This is a genomic window from Aquimarina macrocephali JAMB N27 (assembly GCF_000520995.1).
GTDB classification, from domain to species: domain Bacteria; phylum Bacteroidota; class Bacteroidia; order Flavobacteriales; family Flavobacteriaceae; genus Aquimarina; species Aquimarina macrocephali.
Map to the genome: position 1 here is coordinate 1 of NZ_JACA01000034.1, position 14,410 is coordinate 14,410.

At 33.0% G+C, this 14,410-nt stretch carries 17 protein-coding genes, 1 pseudogene and 1 riboswitch; of the genes and pseudogenes, 15 read left to right on the forward strand and 3 right to left on the reverse strand.

The genetic code is table 11. The annotated features are described in order from the left end of the window. Positions 1-185: 185 nt before the first annotated feature. From Z054_RS0117890 to Z054_RS32730, 3 genes and pseudogenes are all read right to left on the reverse strand, one after another. A complete protein-coding gene (locus tag Z054_RS0117890; protein WP_024771414.1) occupies positions 186-761 on the reverse strand; it encodes a hypothetical protein in 576 nt (191 codons plus the stop codon). 16 nt (positions 762-777) lie between these two features. Further along, complete coding sequence (locus tag Z054_RS0117895) at positions 778-1,026, reverse strand: hypothetical protein (protein WP_024771415.1); 249 nt, start codon at positions 1,024-1,026, stop codon at positions 778-780. A gap of 63 nt (positions 1,027-1,089) precedes the next feature. Next, positions 1,090-1,234, reverse strand: a pseudogene (locus Z054_RS32730) (tyrosine-type recombinase/integrase); the annotation flags it as partial. Between the two features lie 386 nt (positions 1,235-1,620). On the opposite strand from Z054_RS32730, the gene Z054_RS0117900 reads away from it, so the two are divergent. The 15 genes from Z054_RS0117900 (at position 1,621) to Z054_RS0117970 (ending at position 14,114) form a co-directional block, all read left to right on the forward strand. Further along, positions 1,621-2,238: an HAD family hydrolase gene (locus Z054_RS0117900; RefSeq protein ID WP_024771416.1), complete on the forward strand. Its 618-nt coding sequence runs from the start codon at positions 1,621-1,623 to the stop codon at positions 2,236-2,238. 49 nt (positions 2,239-2,287) lie between these two features. Continuing rightward, entirely contained in the window at positions 2,288-3,028 is a 741-nt protein-coding gene (locus Z054_RS0117905) for a protein phosphatase 2C domain-containing protein (RefSeq protein WP_024771417.1), read from the forward strand. Positions 3,029-3,093: 65 nt separating this feature from the next. Continuing rightward, the gene (locus tag Z054_RS0117910) at positions 3,094-3,822 is read left to right on the forward strand and encodes a phytanoyl-CoA dioxygenase family protein (protein ID WP_024771418.1); all 729 of its coding nucleotides are present in this window, start codon (positions 3,094-3,096) and stop codon (positions 3,820-3,822) included. Positions 3,823-3,964: 142 nt separating this feature from the next. Continuing rightward, complete coding sequence (locus Z054_RS0117915) at positions 3,965-4,528, forward strand: Crp/Fnr family transcriptional regulator (protein WP_024771419.1); 564 nt, start codon at positions 3,965-3,967, stop codon at positions 4,526-4,528. Positions 4,529-4,652: 124 nt separating this feature from the next. Then, complete coding sequence (locus Z054_RS0117920; RefSeq protein ID WP_024771420.1) at positions 4,653-4,847, forward strand: tautomerase family protein; 195 nt, start codon at positions 4,653-4,655, stop codon at positions 4,845-4,847. 5 nt (positions 4,848-4,852) lie between these two features. Continuing rightward, positions 4,853-5,596 carry an SDR family NAD(P)-dependent oxidoreductase gene (locus Z054_RS0117925; protein WP_024771421.1) on the forward strand — a complete coding sequence of 248 codons (744 nt, stop codon included), beginning with the start codon at positions 4,853-4,855 and terminating at the stop codon, positions 5,594-5,596. An 11-nt stretch (positions 5,597-5,607) separates the two neighbouring features. After that, positions 5,608-5,976, forward strand: coding sequence for a nuclear transport factor 2 family protein (locus Z054_RS0117930; RefSeq protein ID WP_024771422.1), 369 nt, complete (start codon positions 5,608-5,610; stop codon positions 5,974-5,976). 945 nt (positions 5,977-6,921) lie between these two features. Continuing rightward, positions 6,922-8,313: an RtcB family protein gene (locus Z054_RS0117935; protein WP_024771423.1), complete on the forward strand. Its 1,392-nt coding sequence runs from the start codon at positions 6,922-6,924 to the stop codon at positions 8,311-8,313. A gap of 14 nt (positions 8,314-8,327) precedes the next feature. Next, complete coding sequence (prfH, locus tag Z054_RS0117940) at positions 8,328-9,023, forward strand: peptide chain release factor H (protein WP_024771424.1); 696 nt, start codon at positions 8,328-8,330, stop codon at positions 9,021-9,023. Between the two features lie 3 nt (positions 9,024-9,026). Then, a complete protein-coding gene (locus Z054_RS0117945) occupies positions 9,027-9,560 on the forward strand; it encodes a tetratricopeptide repeat protein (RefSeq protein WP_024771425.1) in 534 nt (177 codons plus the stop codon). Between the two features lie 49 nt (positions 9,561-9,609). After that, positions 9,610-10,152, forward strand: coding sequence for a 3'-5' exonuclease (locus tag Z054_RS0117950; RefSeq protein ID WP_024771426.1), 543 nt, complete (start codon positions 9,610-9,612; stop codon positions 10,150-10,152). 47 nt (positions 10,153-10,199) lie between these two features. Beyond that, entirely contained in the window at positions 10,200-11,663 is a 1,464-nt protein-coding gene (locus Z054_RS0117955) for a cobyric acid synthase (protein WP_024771427.1), read from the forward strand. Then, positions 11,660-12,682 carry a pyridoxal phosphate-dependent aminotransferase gene (locus tag Z054_RS0117960; protein WP_024771428.1) on the forward strand — a complete coding sequence of 341 codons (1,023 nt, stop codon included), beginning with the start codon at positions 11,660-11,662 and terminating at the stop codon, positions 12,680-12,682. The genes Z054_RS0117955 and Z054_RS0117960 overlap by 4 nt, the downstream gene beginning before the upstream one ends. After that, positions 12,664-13,590: an adenosylcobinamide-phosphate synthase CbiB gene (cbiB, locus tag Z054_RS0117965; RefSeq protein ID WP_024771429.1), complete on the forward strand. Its 927-nt coding sequence runs from the start codon at positions 12,664-12,666 to the stop codon at positions 13,588-13,590. The genes Z054_RS0117960 and cbiB overlap by 19 nt, the downstream gene beginning before the upstream one ends. Then, entirely contained in the window at positions 13,590-14,114 is a 525-nt protein-coding gene (locus Z054_RS0117970; RefSeq protein WP_024771430.1) for an AAA family ATPase, read from the forward strand. Before cbiB ends, Z054_RS0117970 begins: the two co-directional genes overlap by 1 nt. Positions 14,115-14,126: 12 nt before the next feature. Then, positions 14,127-14,314: riboswitch (cobalamin riboswitch) on the forward strand. The last annotated feature ends 96 nt before the right edge of the window (positions 14,315-14,410 follow it).

Sequence of the window (14,410 nt, forward strand, 5' to 3'; positions counted from 1 at the left end):
ACGTTAAATATATGGCAAGTTGGGCAGAAAACAAGCGATAATTATCGGTTTAGCCACAAGCCAAATCTTTTGTGTTTTGTTTTAATTTTTTCTTTTAATACCAAATCAAAAGATTTGGCGACTTCACAAATAGACAACAACCTTTTGATTAAACACCAATCGCCCAATTTGCTATATATAGTGTTCTACACCGTTTTTTCTTTCCGATATACATTTATTTCACTACTTGTCGCAGTAACAAAATACTCTCCATTATAAGAAAACCCGTAAGCTCTTAATTCATAATCGTGGAAGACTCTAAAGCAATCTTTTCCATCATCTTCTTTGTAAATACTTTTAAAGTTTGGTTCAAATATCAAGTCAATTATTGGCCATTCAGTTGCCATATATTGAATTCCATCACCAGACTTATTTGAAAGAGGTAATCCTCCTCCGTGTAAACCTCCAACCATTATTTTCTCATCCGAAAGTTTACCAATTCTCATAGCCCAAAGTTCATTAGAATTAATCCAATCAAAATCGTCATTATTATCTCTTTCAATTAATTCAAGTTTTGAGCAATCAATTATTCCTCTGCCTTGACTTGAAACAACTAATATCAGTTCAGGGTGTTTTTTTGAAAACCCAACTTCACTTAATCCACCAATTGCAAATGTTTCTTTTTTCCATCCAGTTGGAATGTCCGATTTTTTAGCATTATCGACAAGCTTTTGAAGTCTTAACCTATTTTCGTCTTTTATTTTGTTTTTAAATAATTTCATTAATTATTTCGAGTATTTATATCCAACAATTTGGCATTAGCCTCTCAATTTTTTCAATTTTAGCTGTAGTTATTTGTTCTGGTTCAGTATTGACTTTTTTCGTTTCAAATTGTTGATATTTTGAAATGTAATCAAACTCAATTTCGCCACTATAATCCGTTAAAACTTGTTTAACAATATCTTTGAATTCAGCGATTTTTTTTAAATGCTCATCGCTTGATGGTGATTCATTAGGAAACTCACTATGAATTATGATTTTCAGCATATTGTTTTTTTTGAATGGTGTAGAACAATTGGATATACCCAATTGGGTATATTTCTCTTTTACTCACAAATCTAGCGGATTTTTGGATAGACCTCAAATTATTTGTTGTCACTTGTGTATAAATTTCTGTTGTTTTGCTTGAACTATGACCTAATAAGGCCTGAATAATTCGCAAATCCGCTCCGTTTTCTAAAAGATGAGTAGTAAAGAATGTCTAAGCATATGGGCGTTACTCTTTTATATACCTTTGATTTTTGTGCTGTTTTGGCAACTATTATTCCTACACTTTTTCCAGAATATTTCATTGCATTTTAATTAATTCTCAGCATAAAAAAAAGAGCATATATCAGCCTGTTTCTTGAGGGTATTTTAAGTCATTTTATGCTTCAAAACTGAATGTTTTATGTGAAAAATTGAATTTTAATAAAAATCACACATTGGAACTATTGCTTTTACCTAGTAACACGGATTTGCACCTTAAATCCACACCATCGGGATGAAACTACTCTATTCATCAAAAATCCTGTAGATTTGTGAATGCATATCGCATATAAAGAACATATGTCTTTTGTATAATTGTTGTGAAGAATTGAGATGAATAATATTAAAACAATAGTTTTTGATTTATATAATACTTTGATTGAAATAAAAGAATCAAATCATTTCTTTTTGAAACTATTTAAAACTTCTCAGAACGGTTTTGGCATGGATGTTTCGGCATACCTACAGCTCGTGATGAAAAATAATCTTAACGGATTAAGAAATATTTTACCTTCTGAATTTAGCACATTATATGATAAAAAATTACCTGAGTTAGAACGAGAATTAAACTCTATCGTTATTTATGAAGAGGTTTTTAATGTTCTTAAAGACTTAAAAAAAGACTTTCGAATTTTCTTAATTTCAAATTTAGCATCACCATATAAGGAGCCCGTTTTTTATAATAATCTTGATCAGTATTTTGAGAAAATGGTTTTTTCTTGTGATTATGGATTTTTAAAACCAGATAAAGAGATTTTTAAAGAAATAGAAAAATTGACAGGTCACAAACCAAACGAAATATTGATGGTTGGAGATTCTTTTAAATCAGATATTGTAGGAGCAAAAAACATGGAATGGAATTATTTGAGAATTAATCGTTACACTCCTATTTCAAAAGAGTATGAAATAAAAAACTTGAACGAAATTAAAAAACGAATAACGACATTTTAAAAACGTTAAAACACATTTTATACGAAATATTGAGGCACATAAAAACTGAATGAAAATATATAAAACATTACATATTGGCGAATTTCATACCAACCACTGCGAAGATTTCTTAATTGAGGAGCAAATCGGAACAAATGAAAAACTACTAGCTGTCTTGGATGGCTGTACAATGGGAACAGAATCCGTTTTTGCTTCAATTCTATTCGGAAAGATTTTACGAAATATTGCTAAAAACAAATTTTATGAAGAGTTTGTAACGGATAACTCAATACAATTAAAAGACAAACTCAGGGAAGTTGTTAAAATCCTAATTCACGAGACTAAACTCTTCAAAAATCAACTAGGGCTTGAAATAAATGAACTGCTATCAACTTTAATAATTGGAATTGTTGAAACTAAAGAATCAAAGGCTGAGTTTTTGACAATTGGAGATGGACTAATCTGTAAGGATGGAGAATTAATTGAATATGAACAAGATGACAAACCTGATTATCTTGGATATCATTTAGGTGATGACTTTGATAGTTGGTTTGATAGTCAAGAACAAAAAGTCTCAATTTCTAATTTTAAAGATTTATCCATCTGTACAGATGGAATCTTTACATTTAAGAACCTGGAGAACAAATCAGAACAAAAACCTGAAAACGAAATTATCCAATATTTACTAATTGATAATAAAGGGGAAGAATTCGATAATTTCCTTGATAGAAAAATTCGAGTATTAAAAGATAAATGGAGTCATCTGGTAACAGATGATTTAGCAATAATTAGAATAAAAAACAATTTATAATTCATCTACTTCCCTTCCTTCTAGAAACAAATCTAACCTATAAAAGATAGTATCCGTAAGCTAAAATGAACTACGCAAAGAATAGAATAGAGCTTGAAGAAAATGGATATTCCGTTTTAGCCAACTTATATTCAGAAAATGAAATAAGTCAAATTTTGACTTGTATAGAAAATACTGAAAAAGAAGAGAATTCATTTCTAAAAACAAAGGATTTGTTCGCAATTCGACAGCTGACAAAAAGTGTTCCTGGATTAACCGAGTTATTGTTTAATGCAAAGCTGACTACATTAATTTCGGACCTTTCTGAATCTGACTATTTCTTAACCAAAGCTATCTATTTTGACAAACCAAGCGAATCGAATTGGTTTGTAGGGTATCATCAGGATTTGAGCATCTCGGTAGATAAAAAAGCAAATATGGAAAATTATGTGAATTGGACTTTTAAAAAAGACCAATACGGGGTTCAACCGCCAATTAAAATTTTGCAGGACACCATCACAATCCGAATTCATTTGGACGATACAGACAAAAATAATGGAGCACTAAAAGTAATTCCAAAATCACATCTAAAGGGAATAATTCGAGCAGAATCGAAAGATTGGAAAATTGAAAAAGAGCATATCTGTGAAGTTAAAAAAGGTGGAGTAATGTTAATGAAACCCTTAACTTTACACGCTTCAAATAGAACAACCAACGGAAAAAAAAGAAGAGTAATCCATTTAGAGTTAAATAAACATAAGCTGGCTGAGCCGTTGAATTGGTTGGAATATTGGAATGGAAAAACTAGTAAGTGATACTTCAAAGGTTCTTGTATATTTGCTATAGCACTAAATTTTTATAAGTTTAACAAGAAATAAAAATAACACAGAATAATCAATGGATTCAGGTATATTAGCCTTGCTTTGATTCATGTATTTAGCGTTAATAACAATTAAAATGACACACCCTTTACGACAACATATTGAAGAAATAATCAGTCTAACTGATGAAGAATTCGATTTCGTTTTGAGTCATTTTGAGCAAATCAAAAAACGTAAACATCAATATATCGTTCAGGAAGGAGAAATTGTAAACAAAGAATACTGGATCATAAAAGGATGTTTAAAAAGTTATTTTATAGACCATACTGGAAAAGAGCATATACTACAATTCGGAATGGAAAATTGGTGGATTACAGACTATGAGTCGTTTGTAAAACAAACTAAATCCAAAACTTCTATAGACTGTATAGAAGATAGCGAGTTACTCTATATAACTTTTGAAAATAGAGAAAAGCTAACGGCCAAAATGCACAAAATGGAACGTTTTTGGGCGAAAAAAAGTAAAACCGGTCGAATTGCACTTCAGAATAGAATTCTATCATTATTGAAAAACTCATCTAAAGAACGATATGAATTACTTCTCGAACACTATCCAAAACTTTTTCAACGTGTTCCCAAAAAAATGATTGCTGCATATTTAGGTGTTTCTAGAGAAACGCTTAGCAGATTAAACTCTTAATTTTATTTCTTTTACCATTCATCACATAAAGTGACATATATCACTTTAAAGAAGTGACAATCCTCCTTCGTAATAGTCTCATTCTACAACACCTTTGTATGACAATTAATTTAATAAAAAAGTCATGCCATACATTAATATTAAAGTTACCGATGAACAAGTAACTACAGACCAAAAACGTCAATTAATAGAAGGAACTACACAGCTCGTTGTTGACATACTCAACAAAAACCCCAAAACAACTCATGTCGTTATTGAAGAAGTACCCATCGAAAATTGGGGAGTAAACGGGAAACAGTATTTAGGAACTAAAAAATAGAGAACATGAAAAACAAAACAGTAATTATCACAGGAGCATCCACAGGAATTGGTAAAGAAATTGCAAAATACTTTATAGCAAGAGAAAGTAATGTTGTAATGAACTCTTCTAACGAAGAAAACTTAAAAAACGCTTATGAGGAACTCGGTTCTCCTTCGAACGCAATTTACCTGGTTGGAGATATCAGCAAACAAGAAACAGGACGAAAACTCGTGAACCTGGCAATAGAAAAATTCAATTCTGTAGATGTCCTAATTAATAATGCCGGGGTATTTTCTCCAAAACCTTTTTTAGATGTTGAAGAAAAAGATTTAGACCATTATTGGAATGTAAACCTTAAAGGAACATATTTCACATCACAAGCGGTGATTCCTAATATGATAAACCAACAAAATGGCTCAATTATAAACATCGGAACCGTCTTAGTAGACCATGCCATTGATGGATTCCCGGCAACAGCTCCTCTAACAAGTAAAGGTGCCATACATGCTTTAACCAGACAACTTGCTGCCGAATTTGGTAAAAATAACATCAAAGTAAACACAATCGCTCCGGGAATAATTAGAAGCCCATTACAAGGTAAAATCGGAATTGAAGATGCAGATAGTTTAGCAGGACTACATTTATTAAACCGAATTGGAGAAGCTAATGAAATTGCAGAAGCAGCATATTATTTAGCTACATCAAATTTTATAACCGGAGAAACGATTAATGTGGCAGGAGGGCATACAGTTGGGCACGCCATCTAAAAAAATAAATTATGTATCAAGAAAATATAAAAGAAATCGAAAATCTAATTACGAATTACTTTGAGGGAATTTTTTACGGAGATATAACCAAACTTGAATCTTGCTTTCATAAAAACGTATATATCTATGGAGATATCAAAGGTGTCGATTATTTAAAAAGTGTAAATGAATATCTTGAAGGAGTTAAAAGTAGACAAAGCCCTAGAGATCTAAACGAGAATCTAAAAATGAAAATTATAGGAATCGATATTATGGGCAAAATTGCCATGGCAAAATTACACGTCCCCATGCTAGGTTATAATTATTACGATTATTTATCATTAACCAAAATCAATAATGATTGGAAAATTGTAAATAAACTATTCACTCATGTGCAATAAATAAAGTATTACCATTTTAACCTGTTGTGTATTTTGATATTTTTGAATTCCAAATTTGTCAATTCGAGTGCTTCGACCATGGGAAGAAGTGTATCGAGAATAGAATTTGGGATCAAAAAAGATGAAGAGTTTCTTATAGCGGATAAAGTCTATTAGAGCTATGAATTCTAATAAACCCTTTGAAGGGTTAAAAAATAACCTCATATTTGCATCATAATTTTGAACCAAAAAACAAGTTTTAAGCCTATGTTATTATTTTTTACATATAAAAAGGACGCTGTAAAGCCGTTTTTAAATCAAGAATATAGGTAGCAAACTATACATGAGATATAAAAAACATAAGCGTCCAATACATTGGACGCTTTTTTTTATCATCTTTTTTTGTATATCTATTTTATCAAACAAAATGGTATTTGAGAGATAAACATCAGAATAGCAATTGGTTACCAAACAGGCTAATATCCGTTAAAAAACGGACAGGGATTCTTATGCCTAAAAACAACATAAAACATTGAATATCAATAAATAAAATTTAAAATTTTAGTTGCATAATTTAAAAATAGATTACATATTTGCACCGCAGTTCATAAATTGCAAAACCATAATAGTTAATCTTTAATAACCGAAATAATATGATTTTTACAAACATATATTGCAACACTCCAAAAGAATCAGATTCTTTTATGAGTATGCTTCGGGACTTCACTAGTAAATAATTTCCATTATATATAAGAAGAAGTCCGAAGCCTTAAAGTTTCGGATTTTTTATTTTTCCTTTTAGTCAGACTCAATTGTCACACTGAGCCCTTTGGTAAACTCAGGACAGGCTTTGTCAAAGTGTGGTCGAAATCTCAATAAAATCTCTCGAAACATTTTATCAAGTTTATGTCAGTAATGAAAATTTATTGCATCACTCATTATTGACAAATATCAAAACCTATACTAATGGGAAAGAAACTAAGCGGAAAAGACCTAATTAAATTAGGCTTTCCAAAGAATAATAGTATTAATGTGACTTTAGGTCAGATTAATCGATATCAGAAGAGAGTAAAAAAAGAACACATATTAATTGAAGCCAAAAAAGTATTGCTTAATCCAGAAGCATACCATGGTGATGGTATCTGGGGAAAGATAGCAGAGAGTTTATTGAAACCAGTAGAGGTCAAAAAGCATGCATTGAAAACAACTCGATCTCCTTTTCAGATTTATGGTGAAAACGAAATTGATGAACAAGCAAAATATCAATTGTTTGATGCCTTAAAATTACCGGTTGCAGTTGCAGGAGCTTTAATGCCCGATGCACATACTGGATATGGTCTTCCTATCGGAGGAGTATTGGCAACAAAGAATGCTGTGATTCCTTATGGAGTCGGAGTAGATATTGGATGTAGAATGTGTTTAACGATCTATCCTATAGCTATTTCTTACCTCAAAGGAAAAAAGCATCAGCTTGAGAATATACTTTCTGAACATACCAAGTTCGGAATGTATGAAACTCATAAGATAAAGCATGACCATGATATCTTCGAACGAGATGAATTTAAAACCATTCCGTTAGTCAAAAGATTGAAAGACAAAGCTTATAAGCAGTTAGGGACTTCGGGTGGTGGTAATCACTTTGTAGAATTTGGAGTAGTAACTATTACGGATACAGCGAATGAATGGGGGTTGAAGACTGGCGAATATTTAGGAGTGTTATCGCATAGCGGTTCAAGAGGGTTAGGGGCTAATATAGCCAAACACTATACTTATTTAGCTACTAAACAATGTCCGTTGCCAAAGCATGTACAACAATTGGCCTGGTTAGATTTAAACACTCACGATGGCCAGGAATATTGGTTGGCTATGAATCTTGCTGGTGATTATGCACAAGCTTGTCACGATGATATTCATGCCAGAATAGGAAAGTTATTAGGATCAAAACCAGTCACAAAAATAGAGAATCATCATAATTTTGCCTGGAAACAAGAAGTAAATGGAGAGGAGTGCATTGTGCATAGAAAAGGAGCTACACCGGCCGCCAAAGGTGAATTGGGAATCATTCCTGGATCTATGACAGCCCCAGGATACATCGTAAGAGGATTAGGAAACGAAGCAAGTTTACAATCTGCATCACATGGTGCTGGTCGCTTGCACTCTCGAAGAAAATGTAAAGAGAAATTTACAAAAAGTGAAATCAAAAAGCAGTTAAAAGCACATGATGTAACTCTTATAGGAGGAGAAATTGATGAGGCACCAATGGCATACAAAAACATTGAAAAAGTAATGGCCAATCAACAAGAACTCGTAGAAATTCTTGGAACATTTACGCCAAAAATTGTTCGAATGGACAAATGATAAAAAGTAAAAAAATGAATCAAAAGATTATACAAATAACAGCAGGAAGAGGCCCGGCAGAATGTTGCTGGGTCGTAGCCCAGGTGCTTAAGTATTTTTTGGATGACATACGACATACAGGAATAACCTATAGTATCATACAGAGAGTAAAAGGTATAGAAAACGGCACATTGCAATCTGCAACAATAAAGCTGCAAGGCAATGAAGTAAACTCTTTGGTAAGCTCGTGGTTGGGCACTGTACAATGGATAGGCACCTCAACTTTTCGCAAATATCATAAACGAAAAAATTGGTTTGTAGGTATCTATGAATTAGATCTTAAGCCGATAGAAAAAATAGCAGAAAAAGATATTGCATTTCAAACCATGCGAAGTTCGGGGCCGGGAGGTCAGCATGTGAATAAGGTAAATTCTGCAGTTAGAGCAACACACAAGCTTACAGGTACAAGTGTAGTGGTAATGGATAGTCGTTCACAACATCAAAATAGAAAAATTGCTGTCGAACGATTAAAAACCAAAGTAGTTGAAGTGCAATTAGAACAATTAAAAAAATCGATATCAGACGAATGGGAAAATCACCTGAATGTTCAACGTGGTAATCCGATTAGAGTATTTAAAGGAACTGATTTCAAAAAGAAAAGAGAGACAAAAACCTTTAAAAACAAACGAAATCAATTAAAAAATGATTTATACAATCAATTAAAGAATTAGAAAATGAGTAATTTACTAGACAAATATTTATTTCAGGCATTAGACGCCTATCCTTATAACTTAGAGGAAGCCGTAGAGTCTTTGAACTATGCATTGTCTTATGATGAAAAAAATCCAATTGCATTAAGTCTTTTGGGTCAGATATATGCAGAAAATTTGAAGAATTATGAGGTTGCAAAAGAGTATTATCAGCAGGCTTTAGCAGAGGACATGTATGCATTGGATGTATATCCTAAGTATATCAATGTATTACTTTGGAATGAAGATTATGAAGAAGTCGAAAAACTAATCGACTTTGCTCTTACCGTAAAAGGAACAGATAAAGCAATGCTACATCTAAGAAAAGGGATCCTTTTTGAGCAAAAAAAGGACTATAAAAAAGCATTAAAATGTCTGAAGTTGGCAAAAGAGAATGCCTACAATAATCATTTCATCAATGATATAAAAGAAGAGGAAGAACGAATTAAAAATAAAATGCCAAAGAAGAAAAAATCTAAGGATAAGTCTTCTTCTAAAAAGTCAAAGAAGAAATCATAAAATTTGTCATTCCAGCCTTCGCTGGAATGGCAAATTAAAAATGAAAAAAATGAAAACAACAAATACAATTATAATCATAGACCTAGAAGCTACCTGCTGGAATGGAGCTATTCCTGCAAGTCAGGTCAATGAAATCATAGAAATAGGAATCTGCCTTTTGGATACTCAAACGGGAAGCATTTCTAAAAATAAAGGAATACTAATTAAACCCGAACAATCAGAAGTAAGTCCTTTTTGCACAGAACTCACTACAATTACTCAAGAGCTATTGGACAAAGAAGGAATTTCTTTTGAAGCTGCCTGCAAAATGCTAAAAACTCAATACAATGGTCATGAATACACCTGGGCAAGTTACGGGCAGTATGATCTAAATATGATGAAGAAGCAATGTGCCAACAGAGGGATGGAGTACCCTTTATCACAAAATCATATTAATGTGAAAAAACTTTTTTCTGAGACCAAAGGATTAAGAAGAAAGGTTGGGATGAAAGGTGCATTAGGAATTTTAGAAATCCCTCTGGAAGGAACTCATCACAGAGGAGTTGATGATGCCAAAAACATTGCTAAAATCTTACATTGGTGTATTCGATAATATAATAATTTAGTTAATTTTGAAACCAATTCATTTCACAAATAAGAATGACAAAATTACGGCCTATTATGTTTGTAGGAACAGGATCAGATGTTGGGAAGAGCATTCTTGTTACCGGTATTTGTAGACTCCTGAAACAAAAAGGATATGCTCCCGCTCCATTTAAGGCGCAAAACATGTCACTTAATAGTTTTGTAACTCCAGATGGGTTAGAAATAGGGAGAGCGCAAGCTGTACAGGCCGAAGCATGCAAAATTGATTGCACTACAGACATGAATCCGATCTTATTAAAACCTTCTGGGGCTAATAAGTCCCAAATCGTTTTGCATGGCAAACCTATTGGTGATCAAACTATTAAAGAGTACTTCTTAGGAAATAATAAACAACAACTTTTTGAAGAAGCCAAAACCGCATTTCTTCGACTTCAGGAAAAATATAATCCTATTGTTTTAGAGGGAGCAGGAAGCATCAGTGAACTTAATCTAAAACATCGGGATATTGTAAACATGCGTATGGCACAAGCAGCCGACGCAGATGTATACCTTATTGCCGATATTGATAAAGGAGGTGTTTTTGCAAGTGTGTATGGTTCAATAGCACTTCTGGAACCCTGGGAAAAGAAACTGGTAAAAGGAGTGATTATCAACAAATTCAGAGGAGATATTTCTTTATTTGAAGATGGAAAAAAGACATTAGAAAAACTAACCGGAATTCCTGTTTTAGGAGTTGTACCCTATGCCAGTGACATTTATATTGAAGAAGAAGACTCTGTAGCCTTACAGAAAAAAGAGAAAACCATAGTGAATGGGCTAGTGAATATCGTAGTGGTCCTATTACCATACATTTCTAACTATACCGATTTTAATGTATTAGAAAAGGATTCTAGAACACATCTCTTTTATTCTAATGATCCCAAAAGCATATCTGAAGCTGATATTATTATACTTCCCGGTAGTAAAAACACCATTCAGGATCTTATATTTCTTAGAGAAAAAGGCATTGCTAAGGTGATATTAGAGGCTCACAAATCACAAAAAACCATTATTGGTATTTGTGGTGGATATCAGATGCTAGGAAAAGTGGTTGAAGATCCTCTGGGAGTCGAAAGTGATATTAAAACGCTTCCTGGGTTAGGTATTTTACCTATAAAAACTCAATTAACTTCAGAAAAGACTACTACGCAATGTAGCTTTACTTTTAAAGAATATCCAGAAACCATTTCGGGATATGAAATCCATATGGGAGAAACTACGGTCGAAGATCATCAACCTTTAAATTATATAGATGGCCAACCAGAAGGATATATCCAGGAGAATTGCTGGGGTACGTATATTCATGGTATTTTGGATCACTCTATCGTAATTGAAGATGTGTTGCAAAATTTTACCAATACCAAAACATCTTTTGATTATAAGGCCTATAAAGAAGAGAATTATGATAAGTTAGCTGCTTTATTAGAAAAAAACATTGATATAGACTCTATTATTTCTGAAATGCATACCATATTATGATATACGGACACGGTGATGACGGCTATCGCTACGCAATACCATTTAAAGCAAATTTTAGTTCTAATATTTGGCATGATGGGACTTCAGAGCAGTTACTTTCATATCTTAGAGAGCAGCTACCTCTTATTGCTAATTACCCAGCTCCTAATGCAGATGTATTAACGCAACAAATAGCAGATCATCATGGATTAAATTCATCACAAGTAGTAATAACTAATGGAGCTACAGAAGCTTTTTATAGTATAACTCCTCTTTTTTCTGGTAAAAAAACAGCCATTGGTATTCCTACCTTTTCTGAGTATGAAGATGCTTGTTTAAGGAGTAACATGAAAATCAAGCACTTTGATCGTTCTGAAGTACTACATACTTCTTTTGAAGAAGATCTCGTATTTCTTTGTAATCCTAATAATCCTGATGGTTTTAGCAATACGGTTTTAGAAATAGAGAAATTAATCGCTGATTTTCCTGATACAACATTTGTTGTCGATGAAGCCTATATTGATTTTACGGATAAGATCAAATCTTGTATCGAGCTTCTCGAAAAATTTGCCAATCTCATTATTATAAAATCACTAACCAAATTATTCTCGATACCAGGATTGAGGTTGGGGTATATTTTGTGTAGTACAGAAATAGGAGAAAAACTACAGCACTCTAAAATACCGTGGAGTGTCAATACCATGGCAATTGAAGCAGGAAAATACATATTTAAAAACTATAAAGCTTTATACCCGGATATGGCAACACTTCTAGAGTACAGCAATCAGTTACAACAACAAATCAATACATTAGATGGATTTACAGTTATCCCATCAGATACCAATTATTTTGTAGTAAAACTAGAAACACCAAGTGCTCCTCATCTTAAAGATTATTTAGCACATACCCATCAATTATTGATCAGAGATGCATCGAATTTCAGAGGTTTGGGCAGTCATTACATTCGTATTGCCAGTCAGAACCCCGAGAAAAATGAATTATTAATTCGCGCTTTACAGCAATGGAGTACACAACAGTAGTCATCCCCTTAGTGATTGGGTATATTCTCGATTTGATATTGGGAGATCCCAGGGGGCTTCCTCATCCTATACGATTATTCGGGAATAGTATTGCTTTTGGTGAAAAAAAACTAAACACAAACCCTTTTGCTTTTATAAAGGGAATGGTACTTACCATTGGATTACTCGCAAGCACAATTGCATTTTTTTACTATACTCAAAAACTCATTTCTCCATATATCATTGCCTATTATACGTTCACCTCTATATTTGTGTTCTACGCCTTAGCAAATAAAAGTTTAATAGATGAAGGCCGAGCTGTTTTTACAGCTTTACAAGAAGGAATAGAGCAAGGTAGAAAACGACTATCATGGATTGTGGGTAGAGAAACAGATCAATTAAATCCACAACAAATAAAATCAGCGGTATTCGAAACATTATCAGAGAATCTTAGTGATGGAGTTATTGCTCCTCTTTTCTACTATGCATTATTTGGGGTGGCCGGTGCTATGGGATATAAAATGATTAATACTCTTGATTCTATGATTGGTTATAAAAATGAGAGGTATATAAATTTTGGAAAATTTGCTGCAAAACTAGACGATGTGGCTAACTATATCCCGGCTAGAATTACGGCATTTCTAATGTTACTGGTAACTGGAAAACTTCATAAAATTCCTTTTGTAGTAAAATATGGCAAACAACATTCCAGTCCTAATGCCGGATATCCCGAAGCTGCGCTGGCCGCAATTCTGGATTGTAAATTTGGCGGACCTAATTATTATCACGGAAAACTAGTTGAAAAACCTTTTATAGGAACGAATGATCGAATCCTGAAAGATCAGGAAATAAAAACGGTAGCAAGGATCAATCAAAAAGTAACCTTTACATTTGTCCTTTTAATTTGTATGGTTTACTATTTTTTATAATGCCCAAAAGATATATCATTACCGGAGCACCGGGAACCGGAAAAACAAGTTTAATCCAGGCTTTACAAGCTAATGGATATCAGTGCTTTTCTGAAATTTCGAGAAAAATAATACTTGAACAACAACAGATAAAAAGTAATAAAACTCCATGGGGAGATCTTCCTTTCTTTGCAAATTTAGTCTATCAAGAAACGATTAGAGAGCTACAGATTCCTGTTGAAAAAAATATATTTGTAGATCGAGGACTGCCTGATATTATTGCCTATTTAAAAGCCAAATCTCATCCTATTCCAAAACACCTGTTGGACTTTCCGTTCAAAACACATTATGCGTCTACTGTATTTTTAATGTCTCCCTGGGAAGAAATCTATATCAACGATCCCCAACGTCCTCAATCTTATCAGGAAGCATTACATATTCATCAATGTCTCGTACAAGTCTATCAAAACTTCAACTTTACAATAGAGGTAGTACCTAAAACAACTTTAACAAAACGTGTGGATTTTATCCAATCATTTATTTAAACAAAAAAAGTATCTTCGCTGCTGATTTACGGTTCTTTTGGAAACAAAAGATGAAAAGGGAATTTGGTGAAAATCCAAAACTGTTCCCGCAACTGTAATACATATCTAAAATTATGATCCATATGCCACTGTAGTACAACTATGGGAAGGTGATCATAATTGTGTAAAGTCAGGAGACCTGCCATAAATCAAAATATGATATTAACTCTCGGGTAAAGGGTTGGTCTTGAATAGTTTTATGAATGCACATAAAGCACTCCTATTTTTGACTTCTCTTCCTGTTTTTAATTTCTTTT